This window comes from Paraburkholderia flagellata, from assembly GCF_021390645.1.
In the GTDB taxonomy this organism is placed as follows: Bacteria; Pseudomonadota; Gammaproteobacteria; order Burkholderiales; family Burkholderiaceae; genus Paraburkholderia; species Paraburkholderia flagellata.
In genome coordinates this window covers 351,271-371,471 of sequence record NZ_JAJEJT010000005.1, presented here as the reverse complement: position 1 = coordinate 371,471, position 20,201 = coordinate 351,271, and the positions used below count along the sequence as shown (strand labels likewise).

General features: G+C 59.0%; 20 protein-coding genes. 17 read left to right on the top strand and 3 right to left on the bottom strand.

Going from position 1 to position 20,201, the window contains the following annotated elements:
• The first annotated feature begins 81 nt into the window (after window positions 1-81).
• From L0U83_RS38170 to L0U83_RS38150, 5 genes are all read left to right on the top strand, one after another.
• A complete protein-coding gene (locus tag L0U83_RS38170) occupies window positions 82-1,419 on the top strand; it encodes an MFS transporter (protein ID WP_233889777.1) in 1,338 nt (445 codons plus the stop codon).
• Between the two features lie 194 nt (window positions 1,420-1,613).
• On the top strand, window positions 1,614-2,816 hold the full coding sequence (locus L0U83_RS38165) for a porin (RefSeq protein ID WP_233889776.1): 1,203 nt from the start codon (window positions 1,614-1,616) through the stop codon (window positions 2,814-2,816).
• 201 nt (window positions 2,817-3,017) lie between these two features.
• Window positions 3,018-3,284 (top strand): superinfection immunity protein, encoded by a 267-nt coding sequence (locus tag L0U83_RS38160; protein WP_267939781.1) that lies wholly within the window; start codon window positions 3,018-3,020, stop codon window positions 3,282-3,284.
• 189 nt (window positions 3,285-3,473) lie between these two features.
• Window positions 3,474-4,373, top strand: coding sequence for a LysR family transcriptional regulator (locus L0U83_RS38155; RefSeq protein WP_233889775.1), 900 nt, complete (start codon window positions 3,474-3,476; stop codon window positions 4,371-4,373).
• A gap of 177 nt (window positions 4,374-4,550) precedes the next feature.
• The gene (locus tag L0U83_RS38150; RefSeq protein WP_233889774.1) at window positions 4,551-4,856 is read left to right on the top strand and encodes a hypothetical protein; all 306 of its coding nucleotides are present in this window, start codon (window positions 4,551-4,553) and stop codon (window positions 4,854-4,856) included.
• Window positions 4,857-4,912: 56 nt separating this feature from the next.
• Here the strand turns inward: L0U83_RS38150 and L0U83_RS38145 are convergent, their stop codons facing one another.
• Entirely contained in the window at window positions 4,913-5,416 is a 504-nt protein-coding gene (locus tag L0U83_RS38145; protein WP_233889773.1) for a tautomerase family protein, read from the bottom strand.
• A 362-nt stretch (window positions 5,417-5,778) separates the two neighbouring features.
• Here L0U83_RS38145 and L0U83_RS38140 point away from each other — a divergent pair, with 362 nt between their 5' ends.
• From L0U83_RS38140 to L0U83_RS38110, 7 genes are all read left to right on the top strand, one after another.
• Entirely contained in the window at window positions 5,779-6,216 is a 438-nt protein-coding gene (locus tag L0U83_RS38140) for a cupin domain-containing protein (RefSeq protein WP_201698574.1), read from the top strand.
• A 65-nt stretch (window positions 6,217-6,281) separates the two neighbouring features.
• Window positions 6,282-6,638 (top strand): nuclear transport factor 2 family protein, encoded by a 357-nt coding sequence (locus tag L0U83_RS38135; RefSeq protein WP_233889772.1) that lies wholly within the window; start codon window positions 6,282-6,284, stop codon window positions 6,636-6,638.
• A 42-nt stretch (window positions 6,639-6,680) separates the two neighbouring features.
• Window positions 6,681-7,076 (top strand): VOC family protein, encoded by a 396-nt coding sequence (locus tag L0U83_RS38130; protein ID WP_233889771.1) that lies wholly within the window; start codon window positions 6,681-6,683, stop codon window positions 7,074-7,076.
• A 287-nt stretch (window positions 7,077-7,363) separates the two neighbouring features.
• Window positions 7,364-7,798: a MarR family winged helix-turn-helix transcriptional regulator gene (locus L0U83_RS38125; RefSeq protein WP_233889770.1), complete on the top strand. Its 435-nt coding sequence runs from the start codon at window positions 7,364-7,366 to the stop codon at window positions 7,796-7,798.
• 433 nt (window positions 7,799-8,231) lie between these two features.
• Window positions 8,232-9,737, top strand: a complete 1,506-nt coding sequence (locus tag L0U83_RS38120) for an efflux transporter outer membrane subunit (RefSeq protein ID WP_233889769.1) — start codon at window positions 8,232-8,234, stop codon at window positions 9,735-9,737.
• A 66-nt stretch (window positions 9,738-9,803) separates the two neighbouring features.
• Window positions 9,804-10,973: an HlyD family secretion protein gene (locus L0U83_RS38115; protein ID WP_233889768.1), complete on the top strand. Its 1,170-nt coding sequence runs from the start codon at window positions 9,804-9,806 to the stop codon at window positions 10,971-10,973.
• A 54-nt stretch (window positions 10,974-11,027) separates the two neighbouring features.
• Window positions 11,028-12,587 (top strand): DHA2 family efflux MFS transporter permease subunit, encoded by a 1,560-nt coding sequence (locus tag L0U83_RS38110; RefSeq protein ID WP_233889767.1) that lies wholly within the window; start codon window positions 11,028-11,030, stop codon window positions 12,585-12,587.
• Between the two features lie 53 nt (window positions 12,588-12,640).
• Here the strand turns inward: L0U83_RS38110 and L0U83_RS38105 are convergent, their stop codons facing one another.
• Window positions 12,641-13,621, bottom strand: a complete 981-nt coding sequence (locus L0U83_RS38105; protein WP_233889766.1) for a helix-turn-helix domain-containing protein — start codon at window positions 13,619-13,621, stop codon at window positions 12,641-12,643.
• A gap of 279 nt (window positions 13,622-13,900) precedes the next feature.
• On the opposite strand from L0U83_RS38105, the gene L0U83_RS38100 reads away from it, so the two are divergent.
• A complete protein-coding gene (locus L0U83_RS38100) occupies window positions 13,901-15,037 on the top strand; it encodes a thiolase family protein (protein WP_233889765.1) in 1,137 nt (378 codons plus the stop codon).
• Between the two features lie 47 nt (window positions 15,038-15,084).
• Here L0U83_RS38100 and L0U83_RS38095 read toward each other — a convergent pair whose 3' ends face one another.
• A complete protein-coding gene (locus tag L0U83_RS38095) occupies window positions 15,085-15,702 on the bottom strand; it encodes a TetR/AcrR family transcriptional regulator (protein WP_233889764.1) in 618 nt (205 codons plus the stop codon).
• A gap of 149 nt (window positions 15,703-15,851) precedes the next feature.
• Here L0U83_RS38095 and L0U83_RS38090 point away from each other — a divergent pair, with 149 nt between their 5' ends.
• The 4 genes from L0U83_RS38090 (at window position 15,852) to L0U83_RS38075 (ending at window position 20,125) form a co-directional block, all read left to right on the top strand.
• The gene (locus L0U83_RS38090) at window positions 15,852-16,313 is read left to right on the top strand and encodes an SRPBCC family protein (protein ID WP_233889763.1); all 462 of its coding nucleotides are present in this window, start codon (window positions 15,852-15,854) and stop codon (window positions 16,311-16,313) included.
• Between the two features lie 86 nt (window positions 16,314-16,399).
• Entirely contained in the window at window positions 16,400-16,906 is a 507-nt protein-coding gene (locus L0U83_RS38085) for a (2Fe-2S)-binding protein (RefSeq protein WP_373321203.1), read from the top strand.
• Window positions 16,899-19,271: a xanthine dehydrogenase family protein molybdopterin-binding subunit gene (locus L0U83_RS38080; RefSeq protein WP_233889761.1), complete on the top strand. Its 2,373-nt coding sequence runs from the start codon at window positions 16,899-16,901 to the stop codon at window positions 19,269-19,271. The genes L0U83_RS38085 and L0U83_RS38080 overlap by 8 nt, the downstream gene beginning before the upstream one ends.
• The gene (locus tag L0U83_RS38075; RefSeq protein WP_233889760.1) at window positions 19,268-20,125 is read left to right on the top strand and encodes an FAD binding domain-containing protein; all 858 of its coding nucleotides are present in this window, start codon (window positions 19,268-19,270) and stop codon (window positions 20,123-20,125) included. The genes L0U83_RS38080 and L0U83_RS38075 overlap by 4 nt, the downstream gene beginning before the upstream one ends.
• Window positions 20,126-20,201: the final 76 nt, after the last annotated feature.

Below are 20,201 nucleotides of genomic sequence, written 5' to 3'. Positions count from 1 at the left end.
TGTCCGGGCATAACCTGGACGGTCAAACACTTCAGATGATCCTGGCGGAAGATCGGGACGTTTGTGCCTGGAGACGAATCAATGAGCGTGTTGTTCGAAGCGGATACAGTGAAACCGGTCGGTGAGTCGGACCGTGAACTGAGCAAGGCATTTCTGTCGTCGGAATGGCGCATCATTCCGCTCCTCTTTTGCCTGTGGATGCTGGCGTGGGTGGACCGTGCCAACGTGGCCTTCGCGAAGCTTCAGATGCTGTCCGATCTGCGCTTTAGCGAAACGGTGTACGGTCTCGGCGCAGGGCTGTTCTTTCTAGGCTACGTCGTCATGGGGGTTCCGGCTACAGCGCTTCAACAACGCTGGGGCGCGCGAACCCTCATCTCTGCAATTGCAATTGGCTGGGGATTGACGAGCGTCGCGATGATGTTCGTCAGTTCGCCAACGATGTTCTATGCACTTCGATTCCTTCTCGGTGCTTTCGAAGCAGGATTCTATCCTGGCGTGATTCTCTACTTCAACGAATGGTTTCCAACAAAACGTCGTACGCGTAATTTCAGCATCTTCCATTCTGCGGCCATCTGCTCGACCATTGCGGTTGGCGTGAGCGGCGGCTTCGTGCTCGAACATATGAGCGGGATTCTGGGGCTTGCCGGTTGGCGGTGGATGTTCGTGCTGCAGGCCGTACCCACGGTATTGCTCGGTTGCGTCGCTGCCTTTGTGCTTCCGGACGGACCGGCTAGCGCCAGGTGGCTATCGGCGCGCGAACGCGAACTGATATTGCACAGTGTCGCGGAAGATCGACGGAGCTTCGCTCCAACGACGGGAAAATCATCGGCGCTTTTCGCCAATCCGATGATCTGGATACTGGCTGCGATCTACTTTTGTATTCTGACCGCGAATTCGGCCTTGGGCTTCTTCATGCCGACTATTCTGCGCGAAGCGGGATTTGGTGGATACCGGGACATCGGCAACGCAATTGCAGCGATCTGCCTGGTCGGTGCGGGAGGCAATATCGCATTTTCGACTTTTGCGAGCCGGTATCGAGACGTTCGTTGGCATGCCGCGATTGCATCACTCGTCAGCGTCGCGAGCTTGATTGTGCTGGTTTTTTCGTGGCACAGCGATCGGACGATGACGTTTTTCACGCTCGCGCTCGCGATCGCGGGAACCGGTGCAGGCGTGTCGCTATTCTGGCAAATCCCGATGCGGTTCATGAAAGCGGCTGAAACGACCCTGGCCGTTCCGCTCATCAGTTCGGTAGCGAACGTCGCCGGTTTCCTTACTCCGTGGTTGACCGGTTATGTGAAGGACGTCTCTGGAAGTTACGCAAGCGGATTCATAACGGCGGGAGCCGTTCAAGCACTTGCAGCCTTTATGCTGGTTGCCGGCATTCCCCTCGTTGCCCGGCGACTATCTGTCGACTAGATCGATCGTTTTCGTTCGCGCCAGCATTCATTCAATCGCGAGATTCGGTGCCCGCGACGGTGCGGGTATTGAGTGCCACTCCGTGAGATTGTCTTGAACAATCACAATTCAACGGATTGCTAATAATCGGTCTGCTCGAACTCGCCTTTGTTTTTAAAAGAAAAATAATCTGGACAATTTCGGAAAGGAGATTTATGGAAAGGGTTGCCAGAGAACATATACTGGTTCTGTCTATTGCTATTGCCGGGGGAACACCCACTCTCGCGCTTGCGCAGAGTAGCGTGACGCTCTACGGAATCGTGGACGCCGGGGTAAGCTATGTAAACAACGTTGCGACGAAGCCTGGCACTGTAGGGGCCAGCAAATTTCAGGAAACAACGGGAGTTGGATTACCCTCGCGTTGGGGCATTCGCGGTATCGAGGATCTCGGAGGCGGGAATTCCGCTGTCTTCGTGCTGGAGAACGGCTTTAGCGTGGCAAACGGCACGATGCTGCAAGGCTCGCGCTTGTTCGGACGGCAGGCCTATGTGGGGCTGCAGAACAACGCAATCGGGACGTTCTCAATGGGGCGCCAGTACGAACCCCTCGTGGATTTCGTCGGACCGTTCGTGTCGTCGCGGCAATGGGGAACGCAGTACGGCGCGCACGTTGGCGACGTCGATAACCTCTACACTACATTTCGGCTGAACAACACGGTCAAGTTCGAGAGCGTAAATTTTGCGGGATTCACACTCGGTGGACTCTACGCGTTTAGCAATCAGGCAGCCGGTTCAGACGGAGAAGGATTCGCGAACAACAGGGCGTGGAGTGTGGGCGGCAGCTACGCGCGCAATTCGCTTTCGTTGGGCGTCGCCCATTTTCACCTCAGCGAACCGTCGGCAGGAGCCACAGGCGGGAGCAATACTTCTGGCGCTGTCGTGGGTGACTATTTGAGCACGACATCGATATTCTATGCGCGACCGGTAACCACACAGGACATCACGGGCGCCGGAATTGCCTACGAGATGAGTCAGTTCACGATCGGGGGTGCTTATACCTTTGTCAAGCTGCGGTATGCGGATCACACCAATTTCTCGATCTCCAATTACGAAGTGAACGGCAGGTATCGATTCACGCCCGCCTTGCAAGCCGGCTTGGCCGTCATCTACAGCGTCGGCAATGTAGGAGGCGCGTCGTCCATGGCCAACGTCAGCGATGGTCCTCATCCACACTGGGTTCAGTTCAACACCGGGTTGGTTTACTCACTGAGCAAGCTCACCGATCTTTACGGTGCTGTGGTGTATCAAAAGGCTTTGAACGGGGCGCTGACGGCGGCCATCAACAACATTGGCGGCCCAAGCGGCACGAATTCCCGTTATCAGATCGCTGCGACGGCCGGCGTGAGGCATCGATTCTAGCGAGCTTCGACAGGCTTCCTGCGCCGACGACTGGCGCAAGCGCCAACCCTCACCGCGAAGGCACGAAGCCACCCACGGGTGGCAAATGGGGCACTATTCGCGTTGTCAATTTGTACAACACTTTCCTGCCTAAACCGAGGTTCATTGCGAAAGCGCGCCGACTTAGAATCGATCGTCGAATGATTCGAGTGGGAGCATCAGATGCGTACTGTTATTGCGTACGTTTTGCTTGTAGCGGTTGCTGTCGCGTATTTCACGCCATCCTTGATTGCTCGCCGGCGCATGAAGCAGGAAGCCGCGAGAATATTTCTGTTCAATCTGCTTCTTGGCTGGACGGTGGCGGGCTGGCTGGGCGTGATGAGTTGGGCCACAGGTTCACGAGAAGCCGATTCGCGAAGTGCGGAGAACGCGCTCCTGTGGCAGCGTTCAATCAGAAATTTGCGGCGGGGACGCGGACCTCGCTGCTGACCCGGTGAGCGATTCGCGGCGCCTCTTAGACAGCATTGAAGCGTCTTGCTAATACCTGAGCCTTGGCCATCGCGTCAACGCCACGCGGAAGCCGCGCGGTATTGCCGGCGAGTAAGATCATGGCGAGCGGCGAGCCTTGTTCGTCAGACGCTTTTAGTTACGAAATGCTTTCTAAAGAGGCAGGCGATCATGGATTACGTTGAATCGTTGCGGGTATTTCGTACGGTGGTCGAGGCGCGCAGTTTCACGCGAGCAGCTGACACGCTGGGCGTTACGACGCCTGTTGTTTCTCGCGCGATTGCGTCCCTGGAGCAGCGGTTGGGAAACCGGCTGTTTCACCGAACCACCCGCCAAATCTCGTTGACCGAGACCGCTGAGCGCTTCTACGAACGTTGCGTCAGGATTCTCGATGATATCGATGCGCTCGAGGCGGAGACGTTCAACGAGGCCAGAGAGGCCACGGGAGTGCTACGCCTCGTTGCACATACCACAGCTACCGTGAACCTTCTGGTGCCGCTTCTCGCGAGCTTCAAGTTGCAAAACCCCAAGGTCAGCCTCGAAGTCACGCTTATCGAGCGCCCCGTTGATCTGGTTGCCGATGGCTACGACCTCGGGATCGTTGTGCCTTATATGCTCACGAGTGACACGACGGTAACCAAATTGCTGGAACGCATCCCGCAGGTGATTGTTGCCTCGCCAGAGTATTTAAAGAAACATCGCCACCCGGGTGAACCTGCTGATCTCGCCGAGCATGACTTTGTGGCAGTGTCCCCGTCGATCAAGAAGCCGGCGCTCGCATTCAAGGTAGGGCAGGAAGACGTTTCGATCCCGTTGAAGTTCGATGTCGCTTCCAATAACCCCATGTTCAATCGGGAGATGGTCCTGCAGGGCTTCGGCTTGGGCGTATTGCCGGAAGCGTTGATACGTGACGACCTTGCTTCTGGGCGCCTTGTGAGGTTGCTCGAAGGCTTTGATCTAGCCGATAGCGCAATTGAAATCCGGCTGGCGTATTTGACTAGAACCCTCATGCCCGCAAAAGTGCGGGCGTTTATCGATCACGCGACTGCATTCGCGCAATCTCATCTCTAGAGCCGATGGGATTGACGTCTTTCATCACACTTTCGGGGTGGTCACTGTAACGCATTCGGCAAGAATCTGTTCGCTTCCAGTCATTTGTCATTTTCCCAGTCTGACGTAGGCTACCTCGGAGCCGCAAGCACACGAAACGGTGCGGCGATTGTTCTGTTCAGATCCGAAGGGGTAGCGATGAAGCGGGTAGCAAGACTGGTCATTCTGGCGGGCGTTCTCACCGCGCCCATCCTGGCGAGCGCGCAATCGCCTTCGGCAGTGGACGGCCAACAGGTGGAGGCGCAATACGCGCAATCGCTCCAGGCCAGCAACAAGTCCATGAGCCCGGACGAGGCGCGTTCCGGACTCGATGGTCGCGTTCGTGAGAAAGCGGCGATTTCAACCAACGATAACGGCGCGGGTATCAACGGCCACATGGGTGAGCGCTACCCGGCTGAAGTGAGATACAGCTCATATTCGCCTCCGATCTACGTCGCGCGTTAACCTGCGGGATGACACGCCGGCGCTGTACAAGCCAGCGCCGAGCGATGCATCGCGCACTACGATTTCGCTTCGTACGGGACATCAATGCGCGGCCGCGACGCCACAGCCTTTTCCATAGCGGCGATGCGTGCATTCTCGAGTTTCAGCGTTTGCGCGGTGAAGACTGTGGTCCATGTTTTCCCGTCGATGCTCCACGACCCGCTTGGAATCTTTTCGATAATGCAGAAGACGCGCGGTCCGCTCCCGTCGCCTTTTGTTCCGTCGGCTTCAAGGACCAACTCGGTCAACTCGCGTGCGAGATTGTCGATGCGTGCCTGGTCCATGAACCCCGTCATGACCCGCACGTTGAGCCGGTAGATGTTTTGGCCGGGTACGTGGCCGGCCACGGTGACATGATCGCGTGGGCGTTCGTCGAAGTAGACCCATGCAACGGAGCCCGAGGTTTCGTTGACTTCGATTCCCTCCCAATGCAGCGCAGTGGACCACATCTTGTCCGCAAGACGGCTGCGGGCGTCTGGGCTCAACGAACCCACTGCATAACTGAAATCGATAAGCGGCATGATTGCTCCTTGCGTTTAGGGGAGTAGTAATCCTGGTGCGTTTGACGATGGAGAACGCGCGCTGACGACTGCATTTCTGTTGCAGCGCAGCGACCGGTCGTTCGTTCGGCTATCCGTGATTTGGCGTTGCCGACGCAAGTGAAATTAGCAGTTGGGACGAGTGCGCGATTGCCTCTCCGTGCAGGGGGCGTTGCCGGAAAGTGCAGTCGAGGTGTTCCGCGCGGCAGCATGCCTGCACTACAAGGCAAGTGCGCTTGCGCTGCGGAGCAACTCCGGCGTGGGCGAGTGATCTATCGTTGTCTCATCGGCGCGTGATTGTTATCCCCTGGTTGGGGGCCGACTTAACTACCAAGGAGACGACGATGGAAATCAAGGCGAAGATCCAGGAAGAGGCTGTACAGATCGACGAAATCCCCTGGAAGCCTTTTCCCGATGCACTGTCGCAAGGCGGTATTCGCTGGAAGATGTTGCACGCGTCACCCGAAATGGGCGCGTGGACCGCCATGTTCGACTGTCCCGCAGGATCGTCCTTCAACGCGCATTTTCACGTGGGCCCCGGCGAGTATCTGCTAACGAAGGGGCGGATGGATGTGCGCGGCGGGAAGGAGCATGGCGGCGACACTGTTGTCGCTCCGGCGTATGGCTATGAATCGGCCAACGCGCGGCACGATAAAACGTACTTCCCGGTGGACAGCGCGTTCTACATGACCTTTCTCGGTCCGCTGTCGTTTATCCGCGAGGACGGGACGCCGATCATCGTCGTGACGTGGGACGAGGCGCAGCGGGCGTACGCCGGTTGATCGTATTCGGGGCGCGCGCCCACTGGGTGCGCGTTCGACCCAATCCATTTGAGGAGCAGTTCGCTATGACTGAAACACCCGTAGAAGTCGAGGCGTCAACACAGCGAGTGTTCGAACACCATCTCGGTGCCTTTGCAGTAGGGATCGACGAGATCCTGAGCGATTACGACGAAAACGCTGTATTGATGACGCCCGGGAAGGTATATCGCGGGCTTGATGAAATCAGGCAATTCTTTAAGGCGTTCATCGATAGCGCCGAACCGGCGTTCTGGTCGGCATTCAAGATCACGAGCCAATGCGTTGCTCGCGAAGTCGCTTACTTCGCATGGGAAGCGAAGCCCTCGGTCACGCTTGCGACCGATACGCTCTTCGTGAAGAACGGGAAGATTTCCATCCAGACCTTCACCTCGCTCGGCGCATAGTGGCTGCCGCTGCGCCATGCAATTCTGAAAAGGTTGAATAAATTGGCCAAGCTGATTCATACCATGATCCGGGTTCGGGAACTCGAGCGGTCGCTCGAGTTCTACCGGCTCGCTTTCGGGCTGGTAGAAGGCCACCGGCTCGACTTCCCTGATTTCGCATTGGTCTACCTGCGCAATGCAGAGAACGATTTTGAAGTCGAACTCACGTGGAATAAGGGCCGCGAATTGGCTTACACCCACGGTGATGGGTATGGGCACGTGGCAGTGGCGGTTTCCGGACTCGAGGTAGAGCGGGCCCGTTTTGCAGAACTCGGATTCGGGCCAACGCCAGTGAAGGAGTTCAAGGACGGGGACACACTGCTTGCACGATACTTCTTTGTGCAGGACCCGGACGGATACAAGATCGAGGTGCTAGAGAAATCGGGGCACTACGTTTGATCATCGAGGCTTGATAGCCTGGAGTAAATCGATCGGGTCAGCTCGTCGCACGGCGAGCGCCCATTTCGACTTCGTTCGCGCGGCGCTCGAACACTCGCAACGCCCAATCGTGTGATTAATAAAAATAGGGGACAGGCGTTCGTGCACGGCGTTGCGCGGCATCACCGTCGCGTGATCGGGCGGCGCCATGCTGGCACAACACCCACGCGTGACCGTTGACTTGATGGTGATAGTTTGATGCCTTCGACGGTATGGATCGTCCGACTTGGCCCAGATACTCTGTCGCCATGAACACACTCCCACTCTACGTCGACGACTGCTTCGCTATTCGGCAAGCAGCCCGGCATATTTCGAAGCTGTACGAGCGTCACCTTTCCGAAGTGGGCGTGACACCGACCCAGTTCAGTATTCTGAGCACGTTGGCTCGTGCCCCGGGGCTCACCATGCTGGAGATTGCGGAGGCGATGGTGATGGATAGAACCACCCTCATTCGAACGCTCAAGCCTCTGGAACGAAACGGGCTCGTTGGTGAATCCTCGGAGATCGGGAACAAGCGCCGGTTGCGGTTGCATATCACAGCATCCGGCCGAGCGAAGCTGGATAAGGCCATCGGTCATTGGCGCACCGCGCAGGCAAGTTTCGAAACCAGTTTTGGCGAACGTGAGGCCGCGCGGCTGAGGCTGGAACTCTTCCGGCTGACGAGCGATAACAGCTGGCGATAGTCGATCCCAGCGTCGAAACACCTGCCGACTGGATTGTTGTCGATCGGGTGAGAAATTGATACGCCTGGCGCGGTTGAAGATCGCGCAGGGGACGCATACCATCCGCAGCACGTAACACCGCACCTCCAACTCGGCCGTACGCGCCGATACTCACCAGCCCTCATGCCGCTTTCGGGTAAGCACGGAGCTTTCCGGAAAGCCGGTGCTCCACCAAGTCGAATCCCCGTTACTCAAATAAGAAGTGAGGATAACTGATGAAGCGGGTGTTGCATCAAATCGAGTGGTTGCCAACTCACTGGATCTACAGCTCGCAACAATCTTGTGTCCCGTTGATTGTTGATGCTACCCAGGTCAATCACTAATCTGTGCACATACACCGATCGCCATGCGAATGCATGCAACCGATTTGTCTACCGGAAAAAAGGAAGCCACGATGAAAGCGCATCGCCCGTTGAGAACCATCAGTGCCTGGATGTCTCCGCTAGCAGCGGCGGCAGCGCTGTGCCTCGCAGGTTGTGTCAACTACGCTGGTATCAAGAGCAATCACCAGATTGAAGAACCGGCGAAATATGAAACTCAACAGAGTTTGCCCGCTGAAGGCGGGAAATGGCCTTCGCTGGATTGGTCGGAGCAGTTCGGCGATCCGCAACTATCGAAATTGATTGACGAGGCGCTGAAGGGTAATCCGAGCATCGATGAAGCGCGAGCACGCATCGACAAGGCGACGGCTTATGCAGGCAGCGCGAAATCGGCACTCTATCCGAACGTAAGCGGCTCCTATTCCTTTTCGCGCAATCTCTACTCGGAGAATACGGTCTATCCGGCGCCGATCGGCGGAAACTGGGCCAGCGAGAACACCGTGCTGGCGGGTGCATCATGGGATCTGGACTTCTGGGGAAAGAATCACCAGCGGTTGAAGGAGGCTATTTCCGACCAGAACGTCGCCGAGGCCGAAATGCAAGCCGTGCGCGTTTCGCTCGCCACGTCGGTAGCCAGCACTTATAACGAGCTCGCGCGTCTGTACGCATTGCGCGACATTGCGGCGAATGAACTAAAGAACCGCGAAGAGATCGAGCACATTACCAACGGGCGCGTCAATGCTGGCCTCGACACGAACGTAGAACGGCAAACGGCCAATGGCGATACAGCGACCATTCGCTCGACGCTTACCAACCTGGACGGGCAGATCACGACGGTGCGCTACCAGCTTGGTGCACTACTAGGTGCGGGACCCGATCGCGGACTCGCCATCGCAGTGCCCACGCTCGGGAACGGAGCTGCAGTTTCCTTACCGGATAACGTGCCGGCAGACCTGATTTCCCGCCGCCCCGACCTCGTCGCGGCTTACTGGCAAGTCGATGCCGCAGCGCATGGCGTCAAGGAAGCGAAGGCGGAATTCTTTCCCGACATCAATCTGTCTGCTTCGCTGGGGCTGGACGCTTTCGGCTGGGGGCACTTTCTGAATTCTTCCAGCCGGCAGATCCAGGCCGGTTCGGCCATTCACCTGCCGATTTTCGATGCCGGTGCGCTGCGCTCGCAATTGAAAGGCCGTTATGCCGACTTCGACTATGGCGTCGCGAACTACAACAAGACGCTGATCAACGCGCTGTCTGAGGTTGCCACCCAGGTGACGCTGATCCGCTCGACCGACAAGCAGCTCGTGGACGCGCAGGCAGCGTTGGACGCACAGACGAAAGCGTACCAGCTTGCGGTCGTGCGCTACCGGTCCGGTTTGAATGAGCAGCTTCAGGTGCTTAATGCCGACGACAACCGACTCACCGCCGAACAGGCCGTTGCGAATCTGAAGATGGATCGACGCAACATGCAGGTCGCGTTGATCAAGGCGCTCGGCGGCGGCTTTGATGCTGAAAAAACTGAGCTCGCGACGCAATCGGGTACGCCGGATACGTCGCTGTCGGTCCTGCATCCAAACAAGTGAATTTCGCATCTTTAAACCGTTACGCGTCAATTGATGACGTTGGCCAAGCATTTTCGGAGTGAATCCATGAATCAGCCTCAACCCGCCGTGAAGATCGAGACCAGCGAGCAAGAAAAGAAGGGCGGCAAGCGCAAGTTCCTGCTTGGTGCGCTTGTCTCGGCGCTGGCAGTCGCCGGTGTTGCCTACGGCGCTTACTACTCGCTCGTTGCCCGCTATCACGTCGAGACCGATGACGCGTATGTGAATGGCAATGTCGTCCAGATAACGCCCCAGGTCACGGGTACCGTAGTGGCCGTGAATGCCGACAACACACAGATCGTCAAGATGGGCGCACCCGTTGTCCAGCTGGATCCCGCCGATACGCGGATCGCACTCCAGCAGGCGGAAGCCAACCTTGGGCAGACGGTGCGCCGGGTGCATGGCCTGTATGCCGACGACGACCAATATCGGGCGGAGATCGCAGAGCGGCAATCCGATCTCACCAAGGCACAAGACGACCTGCGCCGCCGGCTCGCGACGGGGGACACGGGCGCGGTTTCGCAAGAGGACATCTCGCACGCCCGCGACGCCGTCAACAATGCGAAGGCCGTGCTCGACGCCGCGGTCCACAAGCTCGGCGCCAATCGCGCGCTCACGGCGAACACGACGGTCCAGCAGCACCCGGATGTCCTTGCAGACGCGGCAAAGGTTCGCGACGCCTACCTGGCGTATTCGCGCACGACATTGCCGGCGCCGGTGACCGGCTATATCGCCCAGCGCTCGGTGCAGGTCGGGCAGCGCGTCTCTCCGGGTACGCCGCTGATGTCGGTCGTGCCGCTGAATCAGGTGTGGGTGGACGCGAACTTCAAGGAATGGCAACTCCGACATATCCGGGTGGGGCAGCCGGTGGAACTGACGGCGGATGTCTATGGTTCGTCGGCCGTTTATCACGGCAAGGTGGCCGGGTTCACGCCTGGCACCGGCTCGGCACTCGCGCTGCTGCCGGCCCAGAACGCAACGGGAAACTGGATCAAGGTCGTTCAGCGCCTGCCGGTTCGCATCGAAATTCCTGTCGAAGAACTGGAAAAGCACCCGCTACGTGTGGGTTTGTCGATGAACGTCGATGTGAACGTCAAGAACGCGAACGCGGCACAGGCCGGCGCAGATCCCACTTCTTCCTATCAGACGAGGGTGTTCGTGCACGACGGCGACGAAGCGAATGCCGCGATTGACCGAATCATCAAGGACAACGAATAACCCGGCTTGACGGTTCACGCGGCCATTTCGACAGTCAACCCTATCTGGATTGCCATGACTACCAGTCATCAGGAACATCCGCCCCTCAGTGGGGCGACCCTTGCCCTCGGCTCGCTGTGCGTGGGCCTTGCAGGCTTCATGACCGTGCTCGATTCTTCGATCGCGAATGTCGCCATTCCAACCATCTCAGGTAACCTGGGCGTTTCCGGCGACGAGGGAACGTGGGTCATCACGGTATTCGCCGCCGCGAACTCCGTATCGATCCCGTTGACTGGATGGCTGACGCAGCGATTGGGACAGGTGCGCCTGTTCGTGGGATCGATTCTGCTCTTCGTTATCGCTTCGTGGTTGTGCGGTGTGGCGCCAACGCTTCCCATCCTGCTTACGGCGCGAGTGCTTCAGGGCGCGGTGGCGGGGCCGCTGATCCCGATGTCGCAGGCTTTGCTGCTCAGTTCGTGGCCAAAGAACAAGTCGGCGCTTGCGCTGTCGTTGTTCTCGATGATTGTCGTCACGGGACCGATCGTGGGGCCCGCACTGGGCGGGTGGGTGACCGACAGTTATAGCTGGTCGTGGATCTTCTACATCAATATTCCTGTTGGGCTGTTATCGGCAGGGGGCGTTTGGGCGCTCTACCGCCATCGGGACACCCCGCGCAAGAAGCTCCCGGTCGACATCGTGGGCTTGCTGCTGCTGATCGTCTGGGTGGCATCGCTTCAGGTGATGCTGGACAAGGGCAAGGATCTCGACTGGTTTTCGTCGACCACCATTATTGTTCTCGCGATCACCGCAGCGGTGGGGCTTGCGCTGTTTATCATCTGGGAACTCAAGGACAAGAATCCGGTTGTGGATCTCACGTTATTCAAAGAGCGAAACTTTCTGGGCGGAACGGTTTCGATTGCGGTTGCTTACGGGATCTTCTTCGGGACGCTCGTGCTGCTTCCCCAGTGGATGCAGGAATACCTGGGGTACCGGGCTGTGGACGCGGGCCTGGCAACGGCGCCGCTGGGCATTTTCGCAGTGATCGGTGCGCCGATCATGGGTAAGATCCTGCCGCGCTCGGATGCACGAATCATCGGCACATGTGCATTTATCGGCTTCGCGATCGTGTACTACATGCGTTCGTTCTTTTACACCGATATCAACGAAGGCTTCATCATCCTGCCGACCCTGTTGCAGGGCATTCCGATGGCACTGTTCTTTGCTCCGCTGACGGTGATCATCCTGTCGGGCCAACCGGCAGCCAAGGTCCCTGCAGCGGCCGGTCTTTCGACTTTCGCACGGATGTTCTTCGGCGGCATTGGCACCTCGATCGCGAATGTGATCTGGAATAACAGAACGATTCTGCATCACGAGATTCTCACGAATCAGTCGAGCCCGACCAACCCGATGTTCCACCAGCAGATCGATGCCTATCATTCGTTGCTTCACCTGGGCCAGGGTGCCTCATATGCACTCTTTGATCAAGTGGTGCAGAAGCAGGCAGCAATGATGGGACTGAACGACGTCTTCTACGGTTCGGCGCTGGTGATGATAGTCATTATTCCGCTGATCTGGATTACGAAGAAACCGCGCAAGTCGGCTGCAGGAAGCGACGCCGCAGCTGCAGCGCATTGAGAGCCGAAGCGGCCAGACTCGCGGGAGGAACGCTGGGGGCTCTGAGTGCCGGTTTAGCTTGCGCGGTTCGCAACGATACTGCCCAGGGCTGCACGGCGGGCATCGCTCGGCGAGATCCCGTAGCGTTCCTTGAATGTCCGGCAGAAGTGGCTGACCGAATTGAAGCCCCAGCGGAACGCAATCTCGGAGATCTGGAGCCTCTGGAAAGCCGGATCCGTCAGCGCCTGCTTGCATGCATGGAGGCGACTGTTGAGGATATATCCAGACACGGTCATATCGCTGCGCTGGAAAAGCATGTGGAGATATCGCAGCGAAATATGATTCGCTTCGGCAATGCGCGTCGGATTCAGATCGTCTTCATGAAGGTGGCGGAGAATAAAGTCCTGAACGCGTCTGAGCATCGCTGCGCTTGCATCGAAAGCGGCAGATGGCTGCAGGCCGGAGAGGGCGATGCCAAGAAGTTCCAGCGTGGATCGACTCACGGACTCCTGAGCATTCTGATCCAGGGTGCCGATCTGATTGGATAGCGCAAGAAGATGAACCGCCAATAGCGAACCAACGCCGCTGCGGCTCTCTATCTTGCCTCCTGAAGGCGGTCGCTTGCGCTCCGGCAGGCGCTCCCGCATCAACGACCAGGGAATCATCAGCGTCACCTTGTGGAGACGCTCGATAACCTCGAACTGAACCACCTGATCGGTTGTCCAGACCACCAGGTCGCCCGAAGTCACTTCCACTCCCGCATCCCCGATCTGGAATCGTTCACGGCCCGCCGTCGTCAACTGAACCCCCACGTACAAGTCGTCGTCGTGTCCTAGCTGGCGCCGTGTCCTTTGCCCTATGCAGGGATCGCAGACCGTTTCGACAATGCCGGAGCCTGCGAAATCATGCTGCTTTACCCGTGCATAGAAGGTTGCAGGAAGACGCTGAGGCACCTGCCACTCGCGGTAGCTTCGGCTTAGCGCGTCCTGCCATGCGTCTGTGCGATCGCTCGTGGGAACCTGCTCGATCGACCATTCGGTGAAAGCATTTCGCAAGTTCGTCTCCTGCCTCGAGTTGCGCGTCTCTTCTACTGGATGCGCTTGCTCAATCTTTAGATTACACCCTGTGGCCGCGTACGGCAGGCGGCATATTGCCGATCGGTGAATGAATCCGAGGGCTGAACGCCAAGGTTACCGGAACGGCAACAAATTGATGTGCAGCACGGTGTTGTCAGGATAGGTCACTGTCATTAGCCTGCATGTTCGTCCAGTCGATTACAGATGGGTTCGCGGTGTCTGGTCACCAGTACGCGCTGCAAACATCAGGAGATTATCTTGGTAGAAATCGTAGTTGCTGCATTCGCGCGCTCGCCGTTTCACTTTGCCCGAAAAGGGGCGCTGATCGATGTGCGCCCCGACGATCTTGCTGCCCAGGTCGTTTCGGCATTGCTGTCCCGTACGGGCATTGAGCCTGCGTTGGTCGAAGACATCGTAGTTGGATGCTCCTACCCGGAAGCCGAGCAAGGCCTGAACATCGCGCGGATCATTGGGTTCCTGGCCGGGTTTGGCGACACCGTCCCGGGCGTGACGATCAATCGCTTCTGCGGCTCTTCGATGTCTTCCGTGCACTACGCCGCCGGTCAGATCGCGCTCGGGCTTGGTGAAGCGTTCATTTGCGCTGGGGTCGAGTCGATGACGCGGGTGCCACAGGGTGGTTTCAATCGCTCGCCCAATCCGAAATTGCAGGAACACTATCCGCACGCCTACGTTTCGATGGGCATGACGGCGGAGAACGTCGCGAAGGAGTTTGGAGTCGATCGCGCGGCCCAGGATGAACTCGCTGTGATTTCGCACGCAAAAGCTGCGGCCGCGCGGGAAGACGGCAGGCTGGACGCCGAGATCGTCGCGATCGAGACCCCTCAGGGTCTGGTTTCGAAGGATGGCTGCATCCGCCCCGGTACGAATCTGGAGGCACTGCGCGCGCTCAAGCCCGCCTTCTTCGAAGGAGGCACTGTGACCGCTGGCACGTCCTCGCCGTTGACCGACGGAGCGTCGGCGATCCTGTTATGTACTGCAGAATTTGCGCGTCGCAATGGCTTGCGTCCGCTCGCAAAACTTCGTAGTGCGGCGGTTGCGTCCTGCAAGCCGGAATTGATGGGAATCGGGCCGATTCCGGCGACTCGCAAGGCGTTGGCACGTGCAGGGATTTCCGCGCGCGATCTCGACGTCGTGGAGATCAACGAGGCTTTTGCCAGTCAGGCTATCGCTTGTGTCAGAAATCTGGAACTGGATCCTGATCGCACGAACATCGACGGGGGCGCGCTCGCCATCGGTCACCCGCTTGGCGCGACCGGGGCGCGCCTTGTCGGCAAAGCCGCTGCGCTGCTTGCCCGGGAGGGCGGGCGGTTTGCCTTGGCTACCCAATGCATTGGTGGTGGGCAGGGTATTGCGACGATTCTCGAAGCGGTTTAGATGCTCTGTGGCTACGCGTTTTGCGGTGGGGCTGGATCGAAACCGGCTTATTCCAGGTTTCGCAACGTATCGAGGATCTCCTGGGAGAGGGCGTTTGAGCGAACCGAGCGCGCCAACACTATGCCGCCCACCAGGGTTGCCAGTGTTGCGATTGCCGCCGCGCGCGACTCCGCGCCTTCGTCCTGTGCCGCAATCAGTTCGATCAGGCTGTTGATGCCCGTTGCGAAAGCACGCCTTGCGTCGGCGTTCAGACGCGAAACATCCGCGCCAAGCGCCGGAATCGCGCAGCCGGCTTCCGGGTGATCGCGATGCGCCGGTGTCATGTAGGTATCGAACATGGCGCGCCGGCGTTGAGCGGGCGGAGCATCGGCCACCGCGGTTTCGAGGCGTGCAGTCATCTGGGTAAAAGCCGCCTCGATGGCTTCGACGATCAGGGCGTCTTTTGATTCGAAGTGCGCATAAAAGCCGCCGTGCGTAAGCTTTGCGCCCTTCATCAGTTGTGCGACGCCTATGCCGTCGACGCCGTGTTTTCTGAATGCCTTCGCAGCGGCGTTGACGATCCTGAGGCGGGTTTCTTCCTTGTGCTCGGCGGGGTAACGCATCGGGTGACTCCGGTTACGCGGGTGCTGAAAAGTATGGTCAATATATAAGATGATGAACGTCATTGCATAGCGTTTCCATGTGCCGAAAGGCCGGCCATGCGCCGCGTTGGGGTAAACACCTGCCGGTATTCGTCCAGCCAGCACTTGACCGTGACGATACGGCTCCATAGCATGTTATCGGTGCGTACATTGCAGGACTGAAGGAGGATAGTTTGGAATTCAAAGGATCGCAGCGTATCAACGCGTCGCGCGCCGCCGTGTGGCAGCGGCTCAACGACCCACGCACCTTGCAGCGATGCCTGCCGGGTTGCGAACACTATGAGCGCGCAGAAGACGGCAGCTATGACGCCGTCATCGTGGCGGCCGTCGGGCCGATCAAGGCGCGATTCAAAGGCAGCGCGCACTTCTCGGATCTGCGCGAGGACACCGGTTATCGAATTGAAGGCAACGGCAGTGGTGGGATCGCTGGCTTTGGCAAACTGAGTGCCGACGTTCATCTTGAAGAAGTCGAAGGCGGTACCGACTTGCACTACACGGCCAGTGCACAGCTTGGCGGCAAGCTCGCGCAAATCGGCTCCCGGCTGTTGGGTTCCATCGCCAATAAATTTCTTGCGGACTTCTTTTCGCAGTTCGAAAAGCAAGTGAGCGAGTGCGAGGATCCAGCCTCGCCCTGAAGTATGACGATCATCATTTAATCGACGCCTGAGACACCGAAAACCTTCGATTTTTCTGGCTGGACGTGCGAACCGCGGATAGAGGCATACCGATGCAAATACAGAATTTAGTCAATGATGCGCCGCGAACCATTGAAGCGGAGCCGAGACAACTTCTCGTTCATGTTCTGCGAGATTCGCTGCGTTTGACCGGTGTGCATATCGGTTGCGACACCTCGCAATGCGGGGCCTGTACGGTTCTGATCGACGGAAAGACGGCTAAATCGTGCACCGTCCTGGCGGTGCAGACCGAAGGCTGCAACGTGCATACCATCGAAGGCATGGAGCAGGATTCCATCACTACGGCGCTGAAAGGCGCCTTCAACGAGTGTCATGGGCTGCAGTGCGGATTCTGTACGCCAGGCATGTTGATGGCCGCCCGCTCACTCCTCCTTTCTACGTCCAATCCTTCGGAGGAGGCGGTTCGCGAGGCGCTGCACGGCAATCTGTGCCGCTGTACCGGATACCAGAATATCGTCGACGCAGTCCTGCTTGCCGCGGCTCAATTGAAGGAATATGCGGCTCAACCGGTAGCGGAGGTGAGCCATGAGTGAACGGCACGACGACGTTACCCACCGTTATATCGGCAAATCAGTGAAGCGGAGAGAAGACCGGCGCCTGATGAGCGGAAAGGGCCGGTTTACCGACGACCACCAATTCCCCGGCATGACATTCGCCGCATTCGTGCGGTCGCCTTTTGCCCATGCGCGGATCCGGGACATCGACACGGCGGCAGCGTTGGCGCTGCCCGGCGTAGTCGGCGTGCTGACCCATGCCGACATCGCAGGCAAGATCGGCGAAATCCGTCCGAACTGGGTGGTGGGCAATTCCATCGTGCCGCCACACCCGGTACTCCAGGCGGGTTGCGTGCGCTACGCAGGAGAGGCGGTAGCCATGGTGGTGGCCGAGACACGCGAGGCGGCTGCCGACGCCGCCGAACTCGTTCAGGTGGACTATGACGAGCTGCCCGTGGTCGTGGAGGCAGAAGCCGCGCTTCAGGACAGCGCACCGCAACTTCACGACAATGTGCCCGGCAACCTGATCGGCATATTCAAGGTGAAAGGCGGCAACTACGAAGAGGCCGTGAAGGCGGCCGATCGCGTCGTGTCCATTCGCCTCGTGAACCAGCGCCTGATTCCGAGTCCGCTGGAACCTCGCGCGCTCTGTGCGAACTACGATGCCCTGGACGAACGCCTCACCTTCATTCTGCCCAGCCAGGTCCCGCACATGTCGCGCCGCTGGCTCGCCGAAACGCTGCGCTGGCCCGAGCATCGGATCCGTGTCGTTGCCCCGGATATCGGCGGCGGCTTCGGGTGCAAGATGCACTTCTACGTCGAAGAAGTGCTGGTGGCCTTTGCGTCCCGCAGATTTGGGCGCCCGGTCAGCTGGACTGAAACGCGCAGCGAGAACCACTTGGCCACAACGCACGGACGCGACCACGTGGAATATGTGGACGCTGCCGTCACGAATACAGGGAAGGTACTGGGGATCAAGGTCCGCTCGTACGCCAACCTGGGCGCTTACCTCTCCAACATGGGAACCGGCATCCCAACTGTCAACACGGCGACCTACGTCACCGGCAACTACCAGATTCCGAACGTGGATGTGCAGGTCGACCTGGTGACGACCAACACCACGCCCGTCGATGCCTATCGCGGCGCGGGGCGACCAGAGGCCGCCTATATCATCGAGCGGACGATGGATGCGGTAGCCCACGCGCTCGACCTCGATCCCGTTGCGTTGCGCCGTCTGAATCTCGTGCAGGCGCACCAGTTTCCCTACCAGCCGCATAACAATGCGCGTGGCAAATGGGACAGTGGCGACTATGAAGCCTGCCTCGCGCGAGCCACGGAAATGATCGACTACGAAGGCTGGCGCGAACGACAGAAGACGCTGCGCAAGCAAGGCCGGTATATCGGCATTGGCGTGATCTGCTATCTCGAACTCGTGGGCATGGGGAATTCCCAGCTGTTGCGCCGGGTCGGCTTCGACCGTGGCGGCTGGGAAAGCGCACACCTGCGCGTGCATTCGGATGGCAAGGTGACGTTGTTCAGCGGGTCGATGCCCCAGGGCCATGGCCACGCCACCAGCTACGCCCAGATCGTGGGCGAGGCGCTGCAATTGCCGATGGAAGATATCGACGTCGTGCAGGGTGATACGGATCGCGTGCTGGCTGGCCATGGCACGTTCAACTCGCGCTCCATGCCGGTAGGCGGCTCAGCGGCTTACGTAGCGGCGGGCAAGATTCTGGCCAAAGCCCGAAAGATTGCCGCAATCATGCTGGAGGCGCAGGAAGAGGGCGTGCATTACGCAAGCGGGACGTTTTCCGGGGAGGCCGGCGCCACGGTGTCCTTTGCCGAGGTCGCGAAGATGGCTTATGTCGCAAGCAAATTGCCGCGCGACATGGAGGCGGGACTGGATGAACGCGTGTTCTATGAGCCCGTCGCAATGGGTGCGCCGAACGGATGTCACGCAGTTGTCGTGGAGGTCGATCCGGAAACGGGCGTAGTGAGCATGCTCGACTACGTCGCGGTTGACGACGTCGGCACGCTCATCAATCCCATGTTGTGTCACGGGCAGATGCACGGGGGCATCGCGCAGGGCATCGGCCAGGCGCTCTACGAAGAAGCCCGCTATGACGAGAGCGGCCAGCTTCTTTCCGGGTCCCTGCTCGATTACGGGTTCCCGCGCATCGAGCAGATCCCGCGTATGCGCACCGCCTTCCATGTGTCGCCGTCGCCGACCAATCCTCTCGGCGCAAAGGGTATTGGCGAGGCTGGCTGCGTTGGCGCGCCGCCGGCTGTCGTCTCTGCCGTTTGCGATGCGCTGAGGCCGTTTGGCATCTCACACCTCGATATGCCGCTCACGCCGCCGAAAATCTGGCGCGCGATCCAAACCGCCACCAGGAGTGCGGCATGATTCCCTTTGCAGTTGACTATGTTAGGGCCACCAGCGTGGCGCATGCACTCGACGTCCTCTCCAGCGACAGCGACGCCCGGTTGCTGGCCGGTGGCCATTCGTTGATACCTTTGATGAAACTGCGCCTCGCCGGTGTCTCCCGGTTGATTGATGTTGGCAGGTTGCCGGAACTGCGCGGCGTCGAGATCCATCACGATCACGTTGCAATTGGCGCCGCGACCACGCATGCCGAGCTTGGCAATGATGCACGGCTGGCGGAGGTGCTGCCGCTGATCCGCATGGCGGCCAGCGTCATTGCCGATCCGGCCGTGCGCAATCGTGGAACGATCGGCGGCTCGCTCGTGCACGCCGATCCTTCTGCTGACTGGCCGGCGGTGATGCTGGCGCTCGATGCCCGAATGGAAATCGCCAGCGTTGCGGGTTCGCGCGTGGTCCCGGCGGATGCGTTCTTCACAGGCTTCATGTCGGCAGCGGTGCTGCAGAACGAGATGCTGATGCGTATTCACGTCCCGTTGCCCGGCGCCGATCGCGTGGCATACCGGAAGTTCCGTCACCCTGCCTCAGGCTATGCAGTCGCGGCGGCCGCTGTCGCGTTGCGCTATGCAGGCGATCGCTGCACGGGCGGCATGATTGGTGTGACCGGCGTGGCCGAGACGGCATTCCGTGCGCGTGCGGTTGAAGCCGCGCTCGCTAGCGAGTTCAACGGGTCTTCAGAAGAGATCAATCGTCTCGCCGAGATCGCTTTCGTCGACGTGACGCCGCTCGAGGACGGTTTTGCCGACGGCGCGTACCGTAAGCAGTTGGCCAAGGTCATGCTCAGACGGGCACTTACAGATGCCGTGGGAAACACTTAGGATGACAGAATTATGAGGAGACACGGTTTTGCGCTCGTTGCCATCTTGATTGGCTTGAGCGCTTCCTCTATCACCA

What these genes read in the sequence shown, in the direction of transcription:
- L0U83_RS38170 (WP_233889777.1), top strand. Translation starts at nt 82, where the DNA reads ATGAGCGTGTTGTTCGAAGCGGATACAGTGAAACCGGTCGGTGAGTCG.
- L0U83_RS38165 (WP_233889776.1), top strand. Translation starts at nt 1,614, where the DNA reads ATGGAAAGGGTTGCCAGAGAACATATACTGGTTCTGTCTATTGCTATT.
- L0U83_RS38160 (WP_267939781.1), top strand. Translation starts at nt 3,018, where the DNA reads ATGCGTACTGTTATTGCGTACGTTTTGCTTGTAGCGGTTGCTGTCGCG.
- L0U83_RS38155 (WP_233889775.1), top strand. Translation starts at nt 3,474, where the DNA reads ATGGATTACGTTGAATCGTTGCGGGTATTTCGTACGGTGGTCGAGGCG.
- L0U83_RS38150 (WP_233889774.1), top strand. Translation starts at nt 4,551, where the DNA reads ATGAAGCGGGTAGCAAGACTGGTCATTCTGGCGGGCGTTCTCACCGCG.
- L0U83_RS38145 (WP_233889773.1), bottom strand. Translation starts at nt 5,416, where the DNA reads ATGCCGCTTATCGATTTCAGTTATGCAGTGGGTTCGTTGAGCCCAGAC.
- L0U83_RS38140 (WP_201698574.1), top strand. Translation starts at nt 5,779, where the DNA reads ATGGAAATCAAGGCGAAGATCCAGGAAGAGGCTGTACAGATCGACGAA.
- L0U83_RS38135 (WP_233889772.1), top strand. Translation starts at nt 6,282, where the DNA reads ATGACTGAAACACCCGTAGAAGTCGAGGCGTCAACACAGCGAGTGTTC.
- L0U83_RS38125 (WP_233889770.1), top strand. Translation starts at nt 7,364, where the DNA reads ATGAACACACTCCCACTCTACGTCGACGACTGCTTCGCTATTCGGCAA.
- L0U83_RS38120 (WP_233889769.1), top strand. Translation starts at nt 8,232, where the DNA reads ATGAAAGCGCATCGCCCGTTGAGAACCATCAGTGCCTGGATGTCTCCG.
- L0U83_RS38115 (WP_233889768.1), top strand. Translation starts at nt 9,804, where the DNA reads ATGAATCAGCCTCAACCCGCCGTGAAGATCGAGACCAGCGAGCAAGAA.
- L0U83_RS38110 (WP_233889767.1), top strand. Translation starts at nt 11,028, where the DNA reads ATGACTACCAGTCATCAGGAACATCCGCCCCTCAGTGGGGCGACCCTT.
- L0U83_RS38095 (WP_233889764.1), bottom strand. Translation starts at nt 15,702, where the DNA reads ATGACGTTCATCATCTTATATATTGACCATACTTTTCAGCACCCGCGT.
- L0U83_RS38080 (WP_233889761.1), top strand. Translation starts at nt 16,899, where the DNA reads ATGAGTGAACGGCACGACGACGTTACCCACCGTTATATCGGCAAATCA.
- L0U83_RS38075 (WP_233889760.1), top strand. Translation starts at nt 19,268, where the DNA reads ATGATTCCCTTTGCAGTTGACTATGTTAGGGCCACCAGCGTGGCGCAT.